12 protein-coding genes are annotated in these 23,237 nt (G+C 70.0%); 1 reads left to right on the top strand and 11 read right to left on the bottom strand.

Annotation, left to right across the window (positions count from 1 at the left end; all coding sequences use genetic code 11):
- Positions 1–307: hypothetical protein (locus tag AC3WMR_RS30105; RefSeq protein ID WP_492266890.1), on the top strand; the 307-nt coding region annotated here is incomplete at its 5' end.
- Positions 308–421: 114 nt separating this feature from the next.
- On the opposite strand, the gene AC3WMR_RS30110 is transcribed toward AC3WMR_RS30105, so the two are convergent.
- The 11 genes from AC3WMR_RS30110 to AC3WMR_RS30160 all read right to left on the bottom strand — a co-directional run bounded on the left by AC3WMR_RS30110 (position 422) and on the right by AC3WMR_RS30160 (position 23,173).
- Positions 422–904 (bottom strand): RES family NAD+ phosphorylase, encoded by a 483-nt coding sequence (locus AC3WMR_RS30110; protein ID WP_492266889.1) that lies wholly within the window; start codon positions 902–904, stop codon positions 422–424.
- Positions 905–979: 75 nt separating this feature from the next.
- On the bottom strand, positions 980–1,462 hold the full coding sequence (locus AC3WMR_RS30115) for an MbcA/ParS/Xre antitoxin family protein (RefSeq protein WP_025140681.1): 483 nt from the start codon (positions 1,460–1,462) through the stop codon (positions 980–982).
- The gene (locus tag AC3WMR_RS30120) at positions 1,395–2,459 is read right to left on the bottom strand and encodes a peptidylprolyl isomerase (protein WP_492266888.1); all 1,065 of its coding nucleotides are present in this window, start codon (positions 2,457–2,459) and stop codon (positions 1,395–1,397) included. Before AC3WMR_RS30120 ends, AC3WMR_RS30115 begins: the two co-directional genes overlap by 68 nt.
- Positions 2,460–2,558: 99 nt before the next feature.
- Complete coding sequence (locus AC3WMR_RS30125) at positions 2,559–3,035, bottom strand: YbjN domain-containing protein (protein ID WP_492266887.1); 477 nt, start codon at positions 3,033–3,035, stop codon at positions 2,559–2,561.
- A gap of 42 nt (positions 3,036–3,077) precedes the next feature.
- Positions 3,078–3,779: a DNA repair protein gene (locus tag AC3WMR_RS30130; protein ID WP_492266886.1), complete on the bottom strand. Its 702-nt coding sequence runs from the start codon at positions 3,777–3,779 to the stop codon at positions 3,078–3,080.
- Positions 3,780–3,789: 10 nt separating this feature from the next.
- Positions 3,790–5,484: a putative porin gene (locus tag AC3WMR_RS30135; RefSeq protein WP_492266885.1), complete on the bottom strand. Its 1,695-nt coding sequence runs from the start codon at positions 5,482–5,484 to the stop codon at positions 3,790–3,792.
- 36 nt (positions 5,485–5,520) lie between these two features.
- Positions 5,521–6,234, bottom strand: a complete 714-nt coding sequence (locus tag AC3WMR_RS30140; RefSeq protein WP_492266884.1) for a TonB C-terminal domain-containing protein — start codon at positions 6,232–6,234, stop codon at positions 5,521–5,523.
- Between the two features lie 17 nt (positions 6,235–6,251).
- Positions 6,252–6,671, bottom strand: coding sequence for an ExbD/TolR family protein (locus AC3WMR_RS30145; protein ID WP_025140675.1), 420 nt, complete (start codon positions 6,669–6,671; stop codon positions 6,252–6,254).
- Between the two features lie 12 nt (positions 6,672–6,683).
- Positions 6,684–8,594, bottom strand: a complete 1,911-nt coding sequence (locus AC3WMR_RS30150; RefSeq protein WP_492266883.1) for a DUF2341 domain-containing protein — start codon at positions 8,592–8,594, stop codon at positions 6,684–6,686.
- Between the two features lie 37 nt (positions 8,595–8,631).
- Positions 8,632–10,251 (bottom strand): ShlB/FhaC/HecB family hemolysin secretion/activation protein, encoded by a 1,620-nt coding sequence (locus AC3WMR_RS30155; RefSeq protein WP_492266882.1) that lies wholly within the window; start codon positions 10,249–10,251, stop codon positions 8,632–8,634.
- Positions 10,252–10,621: 370 nt separating this feature from the next.
- On the bottom strand, positions 10,622–23,173 hold the full coding sequence (locus AC3WMR_RS30160; protein WP_492281596.1) for a filamentous hemagglutinin family protein: 12,552 nt from the start codon (positions 23,171–23,173) through the stop codon (positions 10,622–10,624).
- Between the last annotated feature and the right edge of the window lie 64 nt (positions 23,174–23,237).

Raw genomic sequence — 23,237 nt, forward strand, 5'->3', positions numbered from 1 at the left:
CGAAATCGGCAAGGTCTGCGCCAGGACGGGCGTCCAGATCTGCGCAAAGACCAACAACCAGGCAATCGTGCGGCGTATCGTCGACATGGCGGGCAAGACTCGGCAAGGGGTGAGACCACAACCGTTGCCAGGACTGCCGACACGCAACCCGCCTATACCCCGCGGACTATCGACAAAGCCAAAAGCACCGATCCGGAAATTGCAGCTCGCTTACGCTACGCAGTCCGAATCGGATGAAACATTGGAATATTCTGATTTTTTTAAAAACCTGGTGGAACCGACGGAAATCGGACCCAAAGAAGATTGACCTTTGACCTTTGCGCTTGCCGCGCATAACGCGCGGCCCGCCGACGAACCGGTTACGCGCGTACCGGGCGCCTCATCCGTGCCGCCTCCCTCACTGCAATCAACCCCGCACCGATCAATCCCGCGCCGACGCCAGCCATCCCGCCCCATCCAGCACCGCGCCGTCGATGCCCGTCAGATGGGGCGCGAACGGGTACGCCACCGACGAGACGATCTGGCATTGCGCCAGTTGCGGGTGGTCGGCGTTGAGCAGGTACTGGGAGCCGCCGGCAGCGGACGGCACTTTCAGCAGCAGTGCGTCACCCTCGGCCAGCCAGGCGTTGCCGAAGGCGCGAGACGCCTGCAAGTCGGTCTGCCACGCGCTGGGCGGGCGCGGGTCGGCCACCGATTGCGGCGGCACCCGTACTTCCAGCAGAAAGTAATTGCGCGGCAAGGCGCGAGGATGCGCGACCTCGGCTTGCGCCAGGCGGGCGAATACCGCGGCCGCGGGGGAGGCATCCAGCACCACCACCGCGGCCCCCGCGCCATGCCAGCGGCCGGCGGGGCGAGCGCGCGGCAGCAGGTCCTGGCTGTTGCTCAAGCGCCAAAGCGGCGTCATCAGCCGAGTCCTTCAATAGAGCGCCGGGGCAGCTTCATGGGCCGTTTCCTTCGTCGATCAAACACCAAAGCGCGGTCATGGGCCGTTTCCTTCGTCGATGTTGATCAGCCATTGCTCGATCATGGCGGCGTAGCGCCCATGCTGGCACAGCAGCATCGGCACCCGGCCGTGCAGCCGGCGCTTGGGGCTGCACAGCCAGCGCCGCGCGCCGTCCGCGCCGCCGAACACCAGCTCGGCCAGCCAGGCCACCCGCAGCGCCCGGTACAGCACGCGCAGGTCCGCCAGGTCCAGACTGTGGTCGCGCAGCGGATCGCGCGCGCGGCCGGCCTCGACCTGCGGCACCAGCGCCAGCCAGTGCAGCAGCTCACCGGCAAACGTGGTGCGCAGCGACTGCAGCAGCGCCGGGGCGCATTGCAGGCTGGCCGGCGGCCCGGCCTGGCCCAGGGCCAGGTCCAGCCGCGCGTCCAGCAAGGCGGCGACGCCGTCGCCGTCAGGGCGCGCGGGCCGCGAGGGCGGGCTGGGCTTGCGCGGCGGACGCGCTTTGTTCGAAGGCGGCATTGAGGGCCGCGCCATCAATGCTGACGGTTCCTGCATTGAGCAACCCCTCCAGGTAAGCCCGTGCCGCCAGTTCCTGGCGTTGGCTGCGCAACGCGGCGCGCAATTCTTCCTTGACCTGCTCGAACGGCGTGACGCTGGCCGCGCGCAGATCGACCACCTTCAGGATGTGGAAACCCGCCGCCGACTGCACCGGCGCCGAGACCTCGCCGGCCTTCAACTGCTCGATGGCCGGACGCATTTCCGGCGTCAGCTGCGCCAGCGGCACGTAGCCGATGTCGCCGCCCTGGGCGCGGGTGGTCGTGTCCTGCGAATAGGTCTTGGCCAGCGCGGCGAAATCGGCCTTGGGCGCCTGGGCCCGCTTGACCAGGTCCAGCGCCTGCTTGCGGGCGCTGGCCACGGCGTCGTTGTCGCCCAGCGCGGCGGGCAGGAAGATCTGGCTGACGCGGTACATGGCCGGCTGTGCCAGCTGCGGCTTGGCCCGTTCGTAGGCGGCTTGCAGGTCGGCGTCGGCCGGATAGCCGTCGGGCGCGCGGCTGACGGAGTCCAGGTAGGTCTGCAGCACGATGCGTTCCTGCGCGGCCTGGAAGGCGCGCTTGAGTTCGGGCTTGTCTTGCCAGCCCTGGGCGCGGGCCTGTTCGACCAGGGCCTTTTCGGCCAGGCGCGCGCGCAGCCATTGGTCCAGCCCGGCGCGGTTGCCCTGCAACTGGGCGCGGGCCTCGGGCGGCATGGCTAGCAGCTGGCGCACCAGCTCGTCGCGGTCGACCTGCACGGCGCCCAGCGTGGCAACGGCGGGGGCCTGCGCGGCGGCAGGGCTGGCTGCCTTGGCCGGCACGGCGGCAGGTTTGGCGGGGTCGGCCGCGGCGACCTTGGCGGGCGCGGCTTCGCTGCTTTGGGCTGGATTGCCGCGCATCAGCGCCACGGCGCCGGCCAGCACTGCGATCAACAGCACGGCGGCGGTGACGCGCAACCGGGTGGGCTTGTCGGAAAGAATAGTCATGGTCGAAACCTCGCTTGCTTGAATGCGCCATTCACGCGGAACGGCGGCCGGTGGTTGGGGTCATCGCCCCCGCCGCCGGGCGCCGGCCCGGCGGATGGATCAGTTCGCCGCCTCGGCGACGGCTTCTTCCTGCGGTGCAGGTGCCTCGGTCGCCGGGCTGGTGGCGTTGGCGCGCAGGAACAGCAGGAATTCCTGCAACAGGCGGTCCCACAGTTCGGCGGTGGCGCGCAGGTAGTTCTCGGACACGCCGCCGGCCAGGATCACGTCCAGTTCCAGCACCAGGAAGGCGCCTTGCACCGTCAGGCGGGCGAAGCGCTTTTCCACGTTCCAGCGCTCGGCCAGGCCGGCGGGCAGCTCGCCCTGCACGCGCAGCGCGCAGCTCAGCGTGTAGTCCAGGACGTGGCCGTCTTCGGCGGCCGGGTTGCCCAGGCGCACGGCGAAGCCCACGCCCTGGCTGGCGCTGAGCAGTTGCACCATGCCGTTCTGCTCGGACACGGTGACGCGGTAGCCGGCGGATTGCAGCAGTTCCTGCAGGCGTTCGGCGTTCACGTCGAGAATCAGGCTGGAGTCGGTCATTACAGTTTTCCTAGATGAAGAAATGAAGACAGGTCTTGAAAATCAGGGTTGGGCGGCCGGGGCGGCAGCGGCGGCCGGGGCCGCCGACACCTGCGCGTCATACAGCTTGTCGCCGTATTCCTGCGCCTGTTCCTCGAACTTGACGCGGGCGCTGCCGGCAAAGGGCTGCTTCATGGCCAGGATGCCGCCGGTGCTGATGCGTTCGTAGGCGTTCAGGATTTCCTTGCCGGCCTCGTACATCTCGCGGTTCTTGGTGACGCAGGTCTTGACCTGCTCGTCGCGCTGCGCCAGCGTGCGGGCCAGGGCCACGCGCTCGGTTTCCTTGGCGCGCGACAGCGCCAGCAGCTCGTCGTAGGCGCCCTTGAACTTGCCCAGCTGGGCATGGCTGGCCGCCACTTGCGCCTGCGCGCTTTCCATGACGGCGCCCTGCTGCTCGGCCAGCTTGTCAGCCTGGCCCTTGGTCTTGGCGAGCTGGCCGCGCAGCGCTTCCAGCTCTTTCTGGGCGGCATCGCGCTGGGCCTCGGCCGCGGCCTTGGCGGCGTTGACCTGGGCCTGTTCGCTTTGCAGCTGCTGCAGTTGCTGGGTGGTGCTGCGCAATTGGGTGCGCAGGCGCTCTTCCATGGTTTCTGCCTGCGCCGGGCCGGTCAGGCTCAGGCCCGCCGCGCACAGGGCCACGGCGGCGGCCAACCGCCGGCCGCGGCCCAACGCCTGGGGTTGGCGGGATTCATCCCATACGATGTGCATGTCCATGGCCTCAGAACCTGGCGTTGATCTCGAACTGCATCGTGTCGATGGACAGCGGCGCGCCGTAGACTTCGCGGGTGCTCATCCAGCGCAGGACGCCGTACACGTTCTTGTCGAAGGCGTAGCTGCCGCCGAGGTAGTAGCCGCGCGCGTTGGTGCCGCCCTGGTGGAACGACGAGTCGTTGAAGGCATCGGGCAGCGCGTCGGGCTGGATGTACTTGTAGCCCACGAAGGCCAGCCAATCGCCCTTCTCCTTCATGTCGTACGAACGGCCCAGCGTGGCCTGCAGCATCCAGGCGTTGGGACCGCTTTCCACGTCGCCGTTGTCGCCGAAGTTGTTGACGATATTGCCTTGCGAGCGGCTGGCCATCTTGCTCTTGCTGTAGGCCAGGTTGCGGATGTAGTTGGCGTTCAGGCGCAGGCCCAGGCCGTTGAACACCCGCGTGTCCCAGCGCAGGTTCAGGTCCAGCAGGTCGAACTTGGACGCCAGGCCCACGTATTGCGGCTGCGGCGTGTTGGCCGGATCCAGCGGGTTGGCGGTGATGTTGCGCAGCAGGAAGAGCGTGTTGCCCTTCTGCATGAAGGCCGGACGCGACCAGTCGGTGTCGCAGTTTTCCTGGCCGGCCCACGGCGAGCAGGCGCTGGAGCGCTTGCCCGCGATGTTGTCGAAGTGGTAGTAGGCCAGCGCGCCGCGCACGCTGTTCTGCGGGTTGATCTTCCAGTCGGCGCCGGCCTGGGCGGCCAGCAGCCACTTGTCTTCGCTCTTGCCTTCCGAGAACGACGACGAATTCCAGCCATTGGAGCCGTACTCGGTCGAGAACGCGCCCAGCGTGCCGAACAGGGTCACGTCGCGGCCTTCCAGCGGCTGCTTGAAGATCGCGGCCACGCCGTCGAAGTTCAGGTCGTTCGAGAACAGCATGTCGGTGGATTCGAACGGGTTGGCGATGCGCCCGCCGGTCACCGTGGCCCACTTGGCCGGGCGGTAGGTCAGGTAGGCCTGGTCCAGCCAGATGTCCTTCTTGCCCATGCCGCCGCCCAGCGTCTGCGACGTGGACACCGGGCTGTCGTCGCTGCCGGTGGCCAGGCGGATGCCGGCCGACCACGACTCGGAGATTTCCGCCCGCACGCCCAGCCGCGCGCGGATGCGCAGCTGGTTGCGGCGGTCTTCCCGCGTGTTCAGCATCGGCGGGTAGTTGTTGTTGGTGTTGCGGTTCAGGTCGTACGGACCCTTCGCATTGAGCTTGGCGAAATCGACGATTTCATTGCTGTTGTTGCCCGAGTACAGGCGCGATTCGTCGCGCACGCGCACGTCGCCGTCGATGGTGATGCGCGATACCCAGTCGGGGAAGGTGTTGGGCTGGGCCCAGTTTTCTTCCTTGGCCTGCACCATGACTTCCGCCTTGACCTCGTCGCGGATCTGGTCGCGCACGGTCTGCGGAATGTAAGGCACGCGCACGTCGCCAGGCTGGGCCGCGGCGCCGCCACGGTCCTGCGGCGCGGCGCGCGCGGCCTTCGCTTCGGCTTCGGCCTGGGCCACCAGGGCTTCGGCCTGGTCCGCCTTCAGCACGCCCTGCTGCACCAGCAGGCGGATCAGGTTGATGGTGGCGTTCTCGGACGGGGCGGGCGCGGCGTGGGCCGGCAGCGCGGCGGCGCCCGCCGCGGCCAGGGCCAGCGTTGCCGCCAACCGGTTCATTTGGAACTTCATTCTCTTGGCACTCCAGGATCGGTTCAATTCAGCACTTCAGGAGGGGCGGCGGCCGGTCAGCGATGCGCGGATGGGCATGCTGGCCGAGGCCGGCGGACGTTCATCCAGGCCCGGCACCGCGCGCAGCGCCGCCACCACGCGGGCATCGACGTCGGCATCGCCGCTGGAACGGGTCAGTTCCACCCGCGTGATCTGGCCGCTGGCCGTGAGCCAGATGTTGGCCTGCAGGCGGAAGGTCAGATTGCGCGTGCGCTCGTCTTCGCGCAGGATCTTCTGCAGCGCGTAGGCGAGGTACTGGCTGTAAGTGGCGTTGCCGGCGCGGCCGCCGCCACCGCCCGCCATGCCCTTGCCCTGCCCCGCGCCGATGTTGAACGCGTCGCTGCCCGCCTGGGCGTCGCCGTCGATCTGCATCGGGTTGGCCAGGTCGTCGGCCGGGCGCGGCGGCGCCTCGTCCTGCGGCTTGGGCGGTTCGGGCGTAGGCTGCGGCTCGGGTTCGGGCGTGGCCACGGGCTCTTCCTTGGGCGGCTCGGGCTCGGGCGGCTTTTCCGGTTCGGGCGGCGGCGGCGGCGGCGGGGGCAGCGGGATGATCGCGGTGACCTTGGGCGCGTCGCGGCGCACGCCGGCCATGTCATTGGCCCAGCGCCACAGCGCGTAGGCGGCCGCGATCAACACCACCGCCACGGCCGCCAGCTTGAGCCAGCGAAGCGCGGGGTGCGGGGTGCGCGAGGTATCGGATGCGTGTTGCGGCATGGCGGTAGCCTCGGCCCCTATCTCGGCTTGCCCGTGACCAACCCGACCTGGGCCAGTTCCAGGCGGCGCAGCAGATCCAGCACTTCCACGACCTTCTGGTATTGCACGGCGGCGTCGCCGCGCACGATCACCGGAAAATCGGGGTTCAGCGCTTTCTCCGTGCGCAGCCGGTCTTCCAGCTCGGGCAGGGTGACCGGGTAGGCGTCCAGGAATACCTGGCCGGCGTCGTTGACGGAAATGGCCTTGGTCTTGGGCTGCGACAGCGCGATGGACGAGCTGGCCTTGGGCAGGTTCACCTTGATGCCGGCGATCTGCGCCGTGGCGGTCAGGATGAACATGACCAGCACGACCATCAGCACGTCGACCAGCGGCGTGATGTTGATGCCGTCGACGGGTGCGTCATCATCGTCGTCCTGGGAAGCGGATACGGAAGCCATGGGGTCGTCTCCTTACGCTTCGGCGGGCTGCGGCTCGCGCACGGCGGGGCGGGCGGCGGGCGCGCGCGCGGCGCTGTGGTGGGCGGCTTCCTGGGCCTGGGTCTCGCCATGCACTTCGGCCAGGCGCGTCACGAATTCATCGACGAACACGCGCATGTCGGCGCTGACTTCCTTGTTGCGCGAGACCAGGCGGTTGTAGCCAAACAGGGCGGGGATGGCGACGAACAGGCCCATGGCGGTGGCCAGCAGCGCGGCGGCCATGCCCGGGGCGATGGCGTTGATGTTCACGTCACCGGCCATGGCCGTGCCCAGGAACACCACCATGATGCCCAGCACCGTGCCCAGCAGCCCGATGTAAGGGCCGCCGGCGATGGCGTTGGACAGCACGCCGAGCTTGGCGCCCAGCAGCTGGTTTTCCTTGGTGCGCACGGCGTCCAGCGAGGCGCGGATGGCTTCGATGGTGGCGGCCGAGATCGCGCTGGTGTCGGCGCCCTGCTCGCGACGGGTGCGGATTTCGTTGATGGCCACGCGGTACAGACGCCACAGCGACGCGTGTTCCAGGCGGGTGGCCAGGTTCTTGTCGTCGGCCAGCAGTTCCAGGCGCTGGCCGACCTTGGCGAAGGACTCGCGGAACTGCTCGTTGGCACGCGCCACGCGGGCCACGTTGCGACTCTTTCGGATCATGATGATCCACGACTGCACCATCATCAGCACCAGGATGGCGATGATGACCCAGGCGTCGATCGGCACGGCCTTGAGCAGGAAGCCCAGGCCGCCGAAGCCGAAGCCCGATTGTTCTTCGTCGGTGCCGTAGGCCACCAGGCGCGATTCCGAACCCTGCGACAGCGCGTCGGCCAGGATCAGCGCGGCCGGTCGGGCCACGCGCGACAGGCGCACTTCGTCGATGGCGCCGACAAACGGTGCGTAAACGTGCGGGGCGGCAGCGGGTGCAGCGTCGGCAGCCGGGTTGGCGGCGGCGCCTTCAGCAGCGGCAGGCGCCACGGCCACGGCCGGAGCCGGCACGTCGCCGCCCAGGGCGGCGGGCGTGTTCAGCGGCGGCAGGCTGGCGGCCAGCGAGGACGTGGCGCGGCCATTCACATACAGCGTGACGCGGCTGCCGTCGGCCGTTACGGCCAGGTGCTGCCAGGCGGCCGGGGTCAGCGACTGGCCGGGCTGGCTGCGCTGGCCGTTCACTTCCACGAAAGGCACGCCCTGGTTGATACCGATCAAGAGCGCGTTGCCGGCATCGCGGCGGGCATAGACCAGCTGTTCGCCGGCCGGTTGGTCGGCGCGCACCCAGGCGCTGAAGGTGAAGGCGCCGGCGGCCGGCACGGCCAGCGACGGGCTGGCGGGCAGCATCAGCGGGGCGCCGCCCGTGAACTGCGCGGCGCGGCCGATCACGCCATCGACGGCAGCGGCCATCGGCGTCTGGGCATTGTTGCTGTTGCCGGTGGTGTCGCGCGGCGGGGCGCCGGCAGCGCCGTCGAAGTGGTAGACCAGTGTGTAGTTGGGGTCGAACGTCAGTTGGCCATTGGCGGACGCCGGGGCCTTCTGGTTGCCGTAGTACATCCAGATGTCCTGGCGCTGGCCGTCGGCCAGCTCGGGCAGGTCCACCCACACCAGCGCCATGCCCAGCAGCGGGTCGAAGGCTTCCAGCTGGTGGTTCAGCACGGTCTGGTCGTCGCCCGCCACGAAGCGGATGTCGGCGCCCTTTTCGTTGATGCCGTCGAACGAGAAGTTGCCGGTGTGCAGGCGCACCAGCAGCGGCGTGCGGCCCGCGGCGCCGCCCAGCGGCGCGCCCTGCGGCGTGCTGTCGACGGTGATCTGCTTGCGGTACTGCCAGTCAGGCTGCCACCAGGCATGGGCGGCGGACGGCAAGACGCCGGCCAGCACGGTCAACAGGAGCATCAATAAGCGTTGCATGGTCAAGACTCCGGGGTAAATACGGTTTCGCGAGCGCTCAGAAGCTGGCGCGTACGCTGAAGTTCAGGCGGGGATCGTGTTTCTTGGTGTTGGGGCCGTCTTTGAGCGGATAGCCCCAGTCCAGCGAGCCGGACAGCCAGTCCAGCACCTGCAGGCGCGTGCCCAGGCCGACGCTGGCCAGCGAGTAGCTGGAATCCTGCTCGGGCAACGGGTCGCGCAGGCGCAGCGTGGCGGCGTCGGCAAAAGCATAGAAGCGCCATTCATTGACATTGCTGCCCAGCCAGCGGGCCAGCGACGGCGTGCGCCACTCGACCGAGCCCAGGAAGCCGTCGTCGCCGGTGCGTTCGGCGGCCAGGTAGCCGCGCACGCTGGTGCTGCCGCCGGCCGAGAACTGTTCGTTGGACACCAGCGCGCCGGACGACAGCTGGAAGCCTGCGCGCAGGCCCAGTTGCCAGTCGCCGAACAGGTTCTGCGTGTGGGTGCCGTCGCCGCGCAGCAGCGCGAAGCTGGGGCTGGCGCGATAGCGCTTGTCGTCGAATGCCTTCCAGTCGCTGCCCATGCCGAAGAACGAACGGCTGGCGCCCACGACCGACAGGCCCAGGCTGCTTTGCGACGATTCGGAATAGCGGTAGCCGTTGTACGAGAACGTGAACGGCACGTACTTCAGGGGAATGCGGTCTTCGTTGTCGCCGAAACGCGTGGTTTCGTCGAACTTCTTGTAGTCCAGCCCGGCCGACAGCGAGTTGACCCAATCGCCCTGCGGCGCCAGCGTGTAGATGGCGCTCATGCCGAACGAATAGCCCTTGCCCAGCACGTTGGTGCCGCCGATGGTGGCGACGTTGCTGTCGCTCTTGTAGCCGGTGAACTGCAGGCTCCACTGCTTGTCCAGCGGCATCGAATACGAGCCGGACCAGACCTTGGCGTTGTCGGTTTCCTGGGGCGCGGTAAAGAAGGTCAGGCTGACCGAATGGCCCAGCTGCCACAGGTTGTCGTAGCCCAGCGAGGCCGTGCTGCGCAGGCGCGTCGTGTCGGCGCTGTAGTCGTTGTTCAGGCCCAGGCTGGCGTGCCAGGGGTTCTTGTCCTCGACCTTCAGGTCCACGTCCATCGTGCCGGGCACGCGGCCTTCCTTGACCAGCGGCACCACCTGGCGGCTGGCGCCCTTGTTCAGGTCGGTCAGCTGGGCCTGCGCCTGGTTGAAGTTGGGCACGGCGCCTTCCTGCAGCGCGGGCACTTCGTCGCGGATCGTCAGCGGCGAATAGTGCTTGGCGCCCACCACGCGCACCCGGCCCACCTTGGTCTCGGCCACTTGCAGGAACACGATGCCGTCGGCCACCTGTTGCTCGGGCAGGTCCACGTACACCGACTGGTAGCCGCGTTCCTGGTAGATGGTCTGCAAGGCCTCGCGCGCCGATTCGATGTCGGCCAGCGTGCGGTCCGGTCCCAGGTAGGGGTAGACGGCCTTTTCGATGTCGCGCGCATCCAGTACGGTGTTGCCGCGCACGATGTATTCGTTGATGTTGACGCGGCGCGCGTTGCTGTCCGCGGCCGGCGCCGGCTGCGCCCAGGCCGCGCCCGCGGCCAGCGCCAGCACCATCGCTCCCGGCGCCCGTCGCATCATGGCGCGCAGCGCGCCGACCCTGCTCTCGAAATCATGCATAGCGATGCACTCAGTTCCTTGTGTGATAACCGGTCTGGCACCGGCCGCTACCGTGCAGTGCGCTTGCGACATTCCCGTTACGGTTTTCTGCCCGCATACCCGCGTCCACAGCTTCTGCTTGTTACTAGACGTTCCGGGACCGCACGGACTGCGCGTTGTAAGAAAAATTTCATGAAACAGCGCCGCCCCAGGGAAAAGGTGCGCAGAAATGAATCAGGGCCCGGCTTTTGCCGGACCCTGATGCGCTTTTCGCCTGGGGTTCATGTGACGCCCGCATGACAGACCGACGGTCTTTCACGCCCGGCCGTCAAAGGCGCCGGGCGGCCGTCCGCCGCGGACAGCGGTCACGGCCGCCGTCCCGTCGCCCCCCCTACATCGCCAGCTTGCTCCTTTCCTGCGCGGTCAAGGCACGCATCTCGCTGTCATCCAGCGTGCCGGCGCCCAGCACCTGCACGGCGCTGGCGGCGTCGTAGTGCGGGGCGGCCGCCGATGGGCCGGACGGCGAAACGGCGGCGCCGGCCACCGGTTCCTCGCCATACCCCAGGATCTGCACATTGATCACCGACGGCTGGTTCTGACGCGCCTGGTTCTGGGCGCGCTGCGCCGATTCCTGCGCGGCGCCCACCGCCGAGGTCGCCGCCGCGCTGGCCGACGACATCGCCCCGGTGTTCACCGCCGCCGTCACCGGCACCCCGCGGCTTTCGCCCTGGGCCTGGATGTTGGCGGCGTTCACCACCTGCAAGGCGGCGATGTTGACGTTGCCCGATACCCGGATGCCGGCCTCGCCCGCGTCGATGGTGCCCAGCGGCGCGTACAGGTCCACGTCGCCCGCCGGCACTTCCGGCAGCGGCGCCAGGGTGGCGATGCCCGCGCCGGTGGCCGGCGCGTTGGGCGACAGCGTGACGTTGCCGACCGCGTCGTAGACCCGCTTGGGCGGGGTGTACAGCACCGTCGTCTTCGAGCCGCGCCCGGCGTTGATGTCGCCTTGCGCCGACCACGCGGTGATGCCGCCGCCAAAGGTCGTCATGACCCGGCTCTGGCCCAGCAGGATGCTGCCCTGCGCATACAGCTGGATGTCGCCCTGACCCTGCGTGATGATGCCGGCGCTGGCGGGCGGCGCCGCGCCTTCCACGCCGAACACCTGCTGGCCGCCAGGCGTGAGCAACTGGATGTCGCCGCCGAAGCTGCTGCGGATGCCGGCCGCGCCGTACAGCGTCAGGTCGCCCTGCCAGGCGCCCGGCGCCGTCTCGGGAAACAGCGCCGCGATGGCCTGGCGGCCGCGCAGGTAGCTGCCCTGGCGCGGGCTGGCCTTGTCGTTGTATTCGCGTCCGCCAGCCCGCAGCTCGGCGAAATACACCTGCCGCGCGAAGATGCGCTGCTGTTCGGCCGGCAGCGCGCTGAAATACGCCCGTGCGTCGTCGCCACTGCCGGCAAAGCCGTAGCGCTGCGTCAGCCACAGCAGCAGTTCGGCCTCGTAGGTCTTGAACGCCAGCCCCTGGTCCGCCAGCGGACGGCTGGCGTCGGCCTGGCGCGACGGGTCCAGGTAGCGCGCCAGGAAGCCCGCGTAGTCCGGACCGCTCGCGCCCACACCCGCCAGCACGGCGATCGATGCGCCCGGACGGCGATCGCCCGGCAGCACCGGCCCCAGGCTGGTGATCGACGCGCGGTCGGCCATCAGCACGTGGCGGCCGGCCGCCACTTCAAGGGTGCCGGGGCCGGCCACCTGGAACGAACTGTAGAGAATGTCGCGGCCCGCCGACACGCGCGACACGTCGTGCGCATCGCCGTGCACGAACAGGTTGCCGGACGAGGTCGCCGAGTTGGTGACGCCGAGCGCGAACATATAACCGTTGGTCGACGGCACCAACTGCTGCACACCGCTGTCGGTGCCCGAGGCCACGATGTCGCGGCCGGCCATCATCCAGACCGGGCCCGCGGCTTCGTACCAGACCTGCCCCTGGTTGGGGCCTGCGATGAGCGCGATGGCCTCGCCGCTGCGCAGCCCCACGATGTCGCCGTCGCGGGCGTATAGACGCGTGACTTGATCGGATGCGGCGGCGCTGGCCGTAGGGGCATCGAAATAGAACAGCGGGAAGTGCGAGTTGCGAGCGCCGGCGATGCCGTTGACGCCCTGGTTGTTGAGCGCGGCCGTGCTGGTGCCCTGCGAGGTGTAGCCGGCGAAGGCCGGCGCCAGCACATTGGCCACACTGGCCGGGTCCGCCCCCGAACGGTTGATGGCGTAACCGCCCGCGTAGATCGAATTGCCCGCCAGCAGTTCAAGCTGGCCGCGCGCGCCCGGCGCCAGGGTCAGCGAATACGGCAGGCCAGTGTCTTCGGTATTGAGGTAACCGGCCGACACGCCCGCATAGATGCTGCCGTCATACGCCGTGGCGCGCAGGATCGACGGATACAGGTAGCGCGCATCCGACGCGGACGTGTTGCGCCCGACCTGCAAAGACAGGCCCTGCGCGCTGTGCGAAGTCTGCCGGCTGGGCGTCAGGTTGCCGCCCGCGCTGGACAATTCAATGGCGGTGTTCGCCGTCCACATCGAGAACCAGCTGTAGCCGCCGCCTGCAATGGGCGTGCCGTCGCGCAGCCGGAACGGCGTGCTGTTCTGCAACGCCACCCGGCCCGGATCGCCCGCGCCGCCCACCACCAGGTCGCCGCGCGTATCCAGCCGGATCACGGCATCGCCCGGAATCAGCGCCAGGCCGCCCGTGGCACTGGCCTGCGTCGACGCATAGGGGTCGTAGCCGCGGCTTTCCTTGGCGTCCTGCAGGCTGGCGTTATTGCCATATTGCAGGTCCAACCCGCCGATGGCGCCGCCCGCGAACTGCACATTGCCGCGCAGGTTGATCAGCGCGCCCTGCAGGTCGATGGCGGGGCCGCCATAGTAGGGCTTGGGACCGGACGTGGACGACACCTGGCCGCGCGCGCTTTGCGTCGGATTCAGTGCGCCGCCGATGCGCACGTCGATATCGCCGCCGCCCGTCAGCGTCATCGTGCCGTCCGCGCCGATCCGCCCGGTGCTGCCTACCGCCACGACCAGCCCCTGGCTGCGCGGGTTGGCCAGCGAGCCGCGCGCCTCGATATTGCCGGCGTCGCCATCGGTGCGCACGCTGACGTTGCCGCCGCCCAGCGCGCCAAAGCCCGTAAAGCCCACCAGCAGCGGCGTGGGGTCCTTGAAGTCCGCGGACGCGCGGGTGTAACTGCCGAAGTTGATCCACCAGGCGGTCGGCGTGTCGCCGCCATTGGCGCTGCCCGTGCCCTGGCGCCACAGCCAGTTGCCGACGCCGACGCTGGGCTCGATGCCACGGCCGTCGTAGGTGGGAATCACGGTCTTGCCCCAGACATCGCCCCGCAACGAGCCGCCCGCGTACAGGCCGAGGTTGCCGCCCGCTTCCGGATACCAGGCCTGATAGCCCGACCCGGCGGTGACGAAGGGCTCGTAGGTGCTTGCAAAATCGTCGCCCAGCACCGTAGCGCCGAAGCGGCCGCGCGGCAACTGGTAGGCCGGCGCCACGTTGGCCGACGGCGTGCCGGCGGTGTACACGCCATAGGCTGACATCAGGTTGATATCGCCGCCCGCGGCCAGCTCCAGGTCGCCCGTGCCGGTGCGCAGCACGCTGAAATTCTGCGTGTGCGGCGTGACCGATACCGCGCTGGAATCGCCGCGTTCGCACAAGCCTTCGACGATGTCGCACAGCCAGGCCATGTCGTCGGGCACCGGGGCGCCGGGTTCAAAGCCCGACTGATCGGCATCCGGGCCCCAGACCCAGCCGCCGCCCTGCACCAGGCTGGCGTTGTAGTGGGTGTCGGCCAGCGTCAGCTTGCCGGCGCCCGGGCCGGTCAGCACCCGCCGCGGATCGGCCGCGTCCAGGTCGGCGCCGGCCACCAGCTGCACGGACCACGACTGGCTGCCCGCCGGCAGCATCTGGGCCACGGCCCAGTTGCGCCGCTGGTCCACCGACGTGCCGGGACGCAGTTCCACGTAGTCGGTGCCGGCCGGGAACACCAGCTTGGTCTGCGACGGAATCAACGCACCCTGCTGCAGCGTGATGGTGCCTTCCATCAGCAACACGTTGGCCTCGTAACCCTGCGTGGTGTAGAGATTGGGCAGCGCTACGTTGGCCGGCCAGGTGAAGGCGCGCAGCGACGTGCCGTCGGTCAGCAGCGTGCCCGCGCCCAGGCGCGTGCCCGCCGGCAGGTCCACCGCCTGCTTGAGCACCGAGCCAGCGGTGTACAGCAATTGGTTGGACGCGTCGCGCACATCGCCGGACAGCACCGTGCCGGCGGCCAGCGGCAGCGCCTGGTCCAGCACGGCCTCGACCGGCAGCCGGGTGCCCGCCGCCAGCTTCACGGCCTTCAGCGGCAAGGGGTAGTTCAGCGTCCTGCCACCGGGGAACTCGGTGCCGTCGGCAAGCTGGACGCCGCCGCGCGGCAGCACCACGTCGCCACCGAACGGCTGCGCGCCGGGCGTGAGGATCCAGCCATGCTCGTCGTCCGGCGTAGTGGCCGGCGGCGCGAAGCCGTCGTTGATGCTGCCATAGACATCCAGGTTGCCCTTGGCCCGCAGCGTCAGCGCGCCTGCTTCACCCGAGCCGTACACCGACGTGTACGGCGTGCGCGGGTTGACGCTGGCGTAGCGATAACCCGACAGGTCCAGGTCGCCCTGCACCACCAGGTCGCCGTCCGCCGTCTTGCTGATGATTTCCACGCCGGGGCGCAGGTGAAAGGCGTCGCGGTAGGTGGCGTTGTTCAGGCCCGCCAGCTTGCCGTTCATCAGGGCGGCGTTGGCCAGCGCGTCGGTCATGAAGCCGAGGCTGTCGCCATGCTTGGCTTGCAGGTAGGCCTGGTTGATGATCTGGTAGGTGCGCCCGCCGATGCGGTCGGCGGGGTTGCCCACGTCGGCATCGTCGTAGCGCTGCATGGCGGTCAGCGTGATGGACCGGGCGCCATCAATCGCAATCGGGCCGCGCGCGTCGATGGCGATGTCGCCATACGTGGCGGCGCTGCCGGGCGCCCCGCCGCCGTTCATGCCGGCATTGCCCGCCGCGTCGATACGCGGCGCCAGCAGTTCCAGCGTGCCGCGTGACGCGCCATCGTGCTGCCCGGCCGCCGTGCCAGGCGTGGCGGCGGTGCCGTGGCGCAGGTCGATGCGGGCGCCGCCGGCCAGCGTCAACACGCCCTGGCCGGAATTCAGTTCCACCACCGCGCGGTTGGGCGCGTCGATGATCTTGCCGTAGCTGTCCACCCGCAGCACCGTGCCATGGGCATCCAGCACCGAACCCGCCGCGAGCGTCAGGCCGTCACGCGCCGCCAGGCGGATGCGGCCCACGCGTTCGCCGCTGGCGTCCACCCGGCCCGCCACCGTCAGGCTGCCGCCGTCGATGGACAGATTGATGTCATTGGCGCGCAGCGTGTCGCCCACCGTCAGGCTGCCCTGCTTGATCTGGAAGCCGCGCGCACCGAACACGCCGCCGTCGTTCAGGCGCTGGTTGAGCGCGTCGAAATCGGCATTCAAGGCGGCCGGGTCGCCCAGCCGCTGGGCGCGCACATCCACGCTGCCCGCGCGATACGGCACCGCGGTGCCGCCTGCGTCGTAACGGCCCGAGGCCGAGCCCACGATGCGGCCCAGCAAGGCCACCTGGCCATCGGCCGCCGCCAGCGCCACCGCGCGCAGGCTGCCGGCGTTGTTTTCCACGGCCGACAGGTCGATCAGCGCGCCGGCGTCCTGGCGGATGCCGCCCTGGCTGCTTTCCAGGATCAGGTCGCCGCCCCAGCTGTAGCGCAGCACGTCATTGAAGGCGATGGCGCGGCCACTCAGGTCCAGTTGCGACGCGCCGGTCAGCAGCACGCCGTCGCGCCCTTGCAGCGTGAGCTTGCCGCTGGGCAGCACGATCGTGCCGTCTACGCGCACCGAGGCGCCTGCCAGGCTCAACTCGGCGCCCAGGTCCTGCACCGAGGCCGGCTGCGCGCCAGCGGCGGCCAGCAGCCGCACGTCGCCGCCCGCCGTGATGCGGTTCACCGAACCGGCCGCGCCGGTCACGAGCGGCGTATTCAGCGTCAGGTTGCCGCCGCTGTAGGTATAACCGCTGCCACTGACGTAGGCGCCCTGCGAGGCGTACACCGCCAGGCTGCCGCGATGGTTGGACGTGATGCGGTCGCTGGCGTTCAGCGTCACCCCGGCAAAGCCCAGCGCCAGGCGGGCGTTGTCGTCCAGGCCGCTGGGCTGGGTGCCCTGGCCGTAGCCGAATTCGATGCGTTCGGCGTCGATGCGCAACGCGCCCTGTCCGGTGCCCGCCCCGCCCGCCGCCACCGCGCCGGGCGCTTGCGTGGCGCCGTTCCAGACCAGGTTCTGCGTGCGGATGCTGGCCTCGTCGCCCGCCGCGCCATACCCGTAAAGGGCCGGCGTACCCAGCGCCAGCGTGGCCAGGCTGTATTTGCCGGTGACCGGGTCGCGCGTGTCCAACGCCACCGTGCCGTAGAAATTCATCGACTCGCGCGCCGTCAGCGTCAGCTTTTCCAGCGCCGGCGCACCCGTGCTGGTGTCGCCGCGCAGCAACCGCCCCAGAATCCTCTGGTTCAGCGTCAGCCCGCCCGGCAGCACGCCGCGCGCCGCAGCCTGCGCCAGCGCGTCGGCCGTGCCCGCGTTCACCGCAGCGACCGCCAGCGTCAAATTGCGGGTGCCGTACAGCACCTGATCACCCAGGTCGAAAGTGCCGTTGGTGGCGGCGGCGATGGTGCCTTCGGAATACAGCCGCGTCACGCCCTGGCAGGCTTGCGCCGCGCAGGTGCCGATACGGATCGAGCCCGTGCCGGTGCCCGCCGGGGCCAACATGTCCAGGCGGCCATTGGACACGGCCAACAGCCCGACACTGCCCGGTTCGAACGCGTAGCCGTGGGTCGAGTCGGCAGACGGCGCGCCCCGGCCCAGCGTCGAGATGCCCGCGCCCGCCTCGATCTCGATCGTCCGCGCCGACACCAGCACTTCCGGCGCGGCCAACTGCGCGCCGGCACGTATCAACACGTCGGTGGCATTGCCCTGGAAGGTATAGAAACGCCCGCCCTGGCCATATTGCACCACCGGCAACGCGCCGATCACCAGGCGGTTCGCGCCCAGCGCCGCCAGGGCATCCGCGTGCACCGAAGCGCCATCGTAGCCCGCCGTGGGCGCCTGGCCCGCGGCCAGGATTTCCATGCCGAAACTGCCGCCCACAGCCGCCGCGCCGCCAAAGCCGCCGGCCGCCGGCTTGAAGTCAGCCAGGCCTTCGACGCGCAACGTCTGCCCGTCTTCCGAGCCGCGGTGGATCGCCAGGCGCAAGGTGCGGGCATCGGCCGGCAGCATCGCGCGCGGCACGCCGCGCGTGGCCGCATCGGCACGCACGAAGCTGGCGTAGCTGGTCTCGTTGTATTGCGAATAGGTGCGCAGCACATTGGCCGGGGTCAGGATCACCTGGGTTGCCAGGCTGTCGGCCACCTGGGTACCCGCCACCGACAATCGGCCGCTGGCCGCCCACGACTGGTTGCGCATCTGCGCCGGCGCCATGGCGGCGCCCGCCGCCGCGCCGGTATTGAGTTCGACCCGGAACGCGCCGGGCAGCAAGGCGTAGGTGGACGGCATCAACGTATAGGTGCCGGCTGGCAGGCCCGGCACGCCCGCCCCGATCGTGATGCGCTGCCCCAGCGCCGACTGGGATGCGCCGGCTTCGCCGCCTACCGGCGCGTAGTTCGGCTGTGACCCGGGCACGATGGCGTAGACGGGGTTGCCCGCCAGCCCCGGCAACGTGAAACCTCCCTGGGGGTTGTTGCGCACCAGCGGCGCATAGCGCGCATCGATCGAGCCGCCGCGGCCCGACACAAAGCCGGCGCCGGTCAGTTCACCGCCACCCGACAGGTCCAGCACCGAACCGGCCAACAGGTCCATGTCGCGAAAGCCCAGCGTGATGCCCGTGCGCAGCGACGCCCCGCTGCCCGCGCCAATGGCGCCGCCCGCCCCCACCAGCGACACGTCCGCGCCCTTGAACTTGTACGCCACGCCGTCGGTGGTGCCGCCATAGGGCATCAGCAGCCCGGCGCCGCTGACCGACGTAACGCTGCCCGGCAACAGCGTCAGGTGCCGCGTCCCCACGGTTTCGCTGACGTCGCCCAGCACGATGGCGCCCAGCGGCGCGCGCACCACGCCGCCCTGCACCACCGTGGCCGCCGCCAGCCGCAGCGAGCCGAACGCCGAATACGGCACCGCCGGCAGCGGCGCATCGGCGCCGCCGGCGCGTCCGACCCGCAGCGTGCGGGTCGGGTCGAACACATTGGCATTCGAGATCGGGTTGCGTGTATAGCCGGCCAATACCTCGGCCTCGGCACCCGTCACCGGATACAGCTGCGCGGCGACCAGGTCCAGGTCGCCGCGGGTCCAGAGCCGCGTGCGCGGCTCATCGTCGTTGCGAGCCAGGAAGCGCAGGTCGCCGCCGCTGGCCAGCGTGACTCGGTCAAAGCCCGTGCGCGTCACCGCCAGCAAGCCGCCCACCGGGCGGTTGATGGTGCCCTGGGTGCCGAAAGACAGGCTGTTGCCCACTTCCAGCAAGTCGGTGGCCTGCACGGTGAACGCGCCCGCCGCTACCGACGGCGCATCGCCGAACAGCACGCGCGGCCGGATCACGCCGTTGGTCGAGTAGTACTTGCCGGGGCCCGAGAGCCGCACCTGCGACGCCGCCAGATTGACGCGGGTCGTGGTGGCCGCGTCTGGTGCCAGCGAGAAGGCGCCCGCATACAGGCGCAGGCTTTGCGCCACCGCGATGTCCACGGCGCCATCAAACGACATCAGGCCGTTGGCCAGCAGCCCCAGTTGGTCAAAGCCGCCCCCCGCCAGCAAGCGGGCGATATCCAGGCGGGTCTGGCCATAGCGCAACGCGTCGGCGCCTTCGCCCGGTTTCAGGTCAGTGGCCAACGGTTTGCCGCCGCCGGCCGCCAGCACCATTTCGCGCGGCACCTGCACGGCCGGGTTGGACGGATTGTCGCCCTGCGAACGGTACAGCGGCGTTTCCAGCGCGATGTCCAGCGCGCCGCCTGCCGCGGTGACGCCGCCGGCCCGCGCGATGAAGGTGCCGTCCAGGAACAGGCCGTTGTAGGAACTGAGCGCGATGCGGCCGCCGCTGCGGTCCAGCGGCACCGGTCCCACGCCGTTCACGTCCACCACCGCGCTCGCCCCCGACGCATCCAGCACGGCGCCCGGGCGTATCACCACATAGGCGTCGGACGAGGTGGCCGTGGCGCGGTCGTGATTGAGCTCGCCGCCGATCACGATCACGCCGCCCGCATCGGCCACGCCATAGCGGCGGCCTTGCGTGTCCACGCCGGTCTCGGCGCGGCCGGCCACGTTCAGCACCGCCTGTTCGCCAATCCAGATCGAACGGTTGTGCACCTGGCCCGCGGCCGTCTCGATGGACTCGGCCACGTCGATGTCGCCCAGGCGCAGTTGGCGGATATCGATCTTGCCGCCGGCCGCCGTCAGCGCGCCCAGCACCGTGATCTGACCCGCGCCGCGCAACTGGATGGCCTGGCCCGGATCCACCGCGACCTGCGCGCCTTGGCCAATCGTCAGCGCCGCATCGGCGTCCGCTCCGGGCAGCGCCACGGTACGTCCGCTTTGCAGCGACAGGCTGGCGCCGCGCCGCCGCGTCACCGTGCCCGCCACGGGGTTGTGCAGGTAGACGGGCGGCAGCCAGGTTTCCAGGGCGACGCCCGTTGGCGTGCCGGTCGCCAGGCCGGCCGCGTCGGCCACCGGCCGGTAGACCGGCATCGTCACGTCGATGCGCGCATTGTCGGCGACAGACGCGCCGCCGCTGCCGGTGATCTCGTAACGCGAAAAGCCCTGCTGGAAGAACGGCGCCGCCAGCGCCAGCACATCATCGCCGGCATCGGCCGGCCGGTCGCCCAGCACCACCTTGCCCGCCGTCACCGCCAGCGTGCCCCCGCCATCCACCCCATAGCCGCGCAGCGCGGCATCCAGCACCACGCGCCCGCCGCCTGCCGCACCGCCGGGCACCGCTTCCACCGCCGCACTGCCGCCCTTGCCGCCGGTCAGCTTGCCCTTGGCGCGCAGCGCGGCGCCCGACCCCACGTCAATCACGCTGCCGGCCTGCAGGTCGATATCGCGGTTGCTGCGCAGCGACACCGTGCCGCCGTTCAGGTAGGGCAGCGCGCCCGTCTGGCCCGGCGCCAACGCCAGGTTGGCCCACAGGCCCGACGTATCCAGGCGCGCCCGCGCACCCAGCGTCAGCCGGTCGTCGGCAGTGGCCACGCCCGCGATCGTATCCGCCAGGCCGCTGGACGAGACCTGGTTCAGCACATTGCCCAGCCGGAGGCTGCCGGCGTTGGCCGTCAGCGCGGCGTCCACGTTGACGTTGTTCGCGAACAGCGTGATGTCGCCCCCCGGCCCCACGGCCAGGTCCGACTGCACCGCGACAGCGCCCGCGGCGATCTTGATGGCGCCCAGCCCAAAGCCATTGAGCCGGGTGGTATCGAGCAGCAGCTTGCCAGCGCGGTCATCGGGCAACGCCGTGGCCAGGTCCAGCCCGGCCGCGATCGCGTCGACGCGATCGGACAGCACCACCTGGTTGACCGTGCCGTCGCCACGTCCCAACGCGTATTGCAGCGCACCGGTGCGCTTCTCGTAGTAAGGCGTGTACGTGCCCACCACCAGTTGCGCGCCGCGCGCCACGGCCCGCTGCGATTGCTGGTAGCCATCCAGGCCGGCCTGCGCGGCGGCATTCTGGCGATCGCCCTGGAACGTCGTGCCGATCAGCTCGCCTTCCAGCACGGCGCTGCGCGTGCCGATCACGAGACGGCCCGCGTCGCGGCCCACGGTGTAGCCGGTCTCGAAGCGTTCTTGCGGCGCAATCAGCGGGTTGTAGAAATAGCGCGTCTGGCCCCAGCGCTGGCTGCTGGCCTCGTAGCCCTGGTACAGCCCGGTATAGGCCAGGTCGCCCGGCGCGCGCGTCACCTCGTACAGCCGGCCGTCCACGCCGCGCAGCCAGCTCTGGCGGATCATGCCGTCCTGCACATCCAGCGTGCCGCCCGACAGGTTGATCTGCGAACCGGCGCGCGTCACCACGTCGCCGCCCGTGAATTCAACGTTGCCGCCCTGCGCCATCCACTCGTTGACGCCATGCCCCTGCGTGCCCAGGTAGCCGCTCACTTCCAGCAGGCCCCCGGCCGTGTACCAGCGATCCGTCGCGTAGCCATTGGTACCGGCCGGCACCCGCACCAGGTCACGCACGTCCACCCAGACGTCCTTGCTGTTGAGCTTGCCGCTTTCCCGGTTGACCGGCGCGTCGCGTTGCTCGTTGCCCTGGACGTTGATCTTGAGGTTGTTGTTTTCCATCGCCACGGGCACGCCCACGGCGCCCGCCACGTCCAGCACCGCGCCCTCGCGCAGCAGGCTGCGCTTGGCCGCCTGCACCGCGATCTGCCCGCCGGTGGCCAGCGTGATCGAGCCGGCCGCGAAATCCACCGTGCCCGAACTGCTGATTTCCACCCGCGACAGTTCACGCCGGTCGGCGCCCGCCGCCAACATCGGCGTATCGCTCTGCGCCGCAGGCGGCACGCGCAGGCCGTCGCGCTGGCTGTCCAGCGCCTGCGCGCCGCTGCGGTCCAGCAGGATGGCCGTGGTGCTGTACTCGGCCACCGTCACGCGGCCCTCCACGCCCGTCGCGGTCAGGTGCAGCGTGCCGCGCGTATCCACCGACGTGCTCGACAGCAGCACGCCGCGCTGGGCGACATCGCCGCCGGTCAGCGTCACATCGCCCAGCGCTGCCTGGATCAGACCCGTGTTCTCGACGCGGCCGGGCGTGCCGGCCGGCGTCACTTCATTGCCCCGGGTGGTGGACACCAGGTTGCCCGACGTGCCCTGCCCGCGCTTGATGACGAAGCTGTCGCCCGCCGCCAGCAGCGCCTGCCCGGACGGCGTGTCGATCGTGCCGGCGTTGGCCGCCGTCTTGCCCAGCAGCAGCACATAGCCGCCGCCCGTGGTGGACGTGCCGGGCGCCGCGGTCTGCAAGCGCGCGCCGGCCTGCACCTCGATGCCGCCCAGCGCGTCCGAGAAGGTCGGCTGCGCGCCGTTGTCGACGTACAGGCCTTTGGTCTTGAACTGTGCGTCGGTGATCGTGGCCGCAGCCGCCACCAGGTTGCGCGCGTTGACCTGGCTGGTGCCGGTGAAGATCACGCCGTTCTGGTTCACCACCAGCACCGTGCCGTCGGCCTTGATGGCACCCTGTATCTGGCTGGGTCTGGCGCCGGCGCCCACCACCCGGTTCAGCACCGCGTCGTCCGCGCCCTGCTTGAACTGCACCGTGGTATTGCGCCCGACGTTGAAGGTGTCCCAGTTCAGGACGGCGCGCGATTGCGTCTGTTCGATGGTGACGACCTGGCGGCCGCCTTCCTCGCTGGGCTTGGCAGCTTTGGCGCCTTCCCATTTGGCCAGCGCGCCGCGCGCTTCCCACAGGCCGCCTTCGACCAGGCCGTCGGGCACGCCGGCGCCGTTGGCGGCGGCGGCGGCACGGGCAGCCGCCTGCGCCGCCTGCTGCGCCGCCACGGCGGCCGCCGTGCGGTTCAGGTTGTCCAGCGACCGCTGCAGCTGCTGGCGCGATTCGGCCTGCTGGCGCGCACCATTGCCAATGCCTGCCAGGCTGCCGTCCGGCATGCGGCCGGTGCGCTGCGCGGTCGACTGTACGGCATTCTTGTCGGCGAACCAGCCCGGGCTGAAGGCCCGCGCCTGGGCCTGGGCGGTGCTGCTCCAGCTGCCGGCGATCAGCAGCGCGGCAACGGCCTGCGCCAGCGGCGTCGGACGCCATTGCGGACGGCCACGCCTTGCTGCGCGCGCCATGATTGCCTTGCCGTCCCGTTGCGCCATCCGTGCCTGCATGATCGTCCTTCCTTATTCCAATCGCGAGTGTTCGCCACCTAGAACAAGACAGACGGATGGAAAA

The organism is Achromobacter sp. FW305-C-28 (assembly GCF_058783235.1).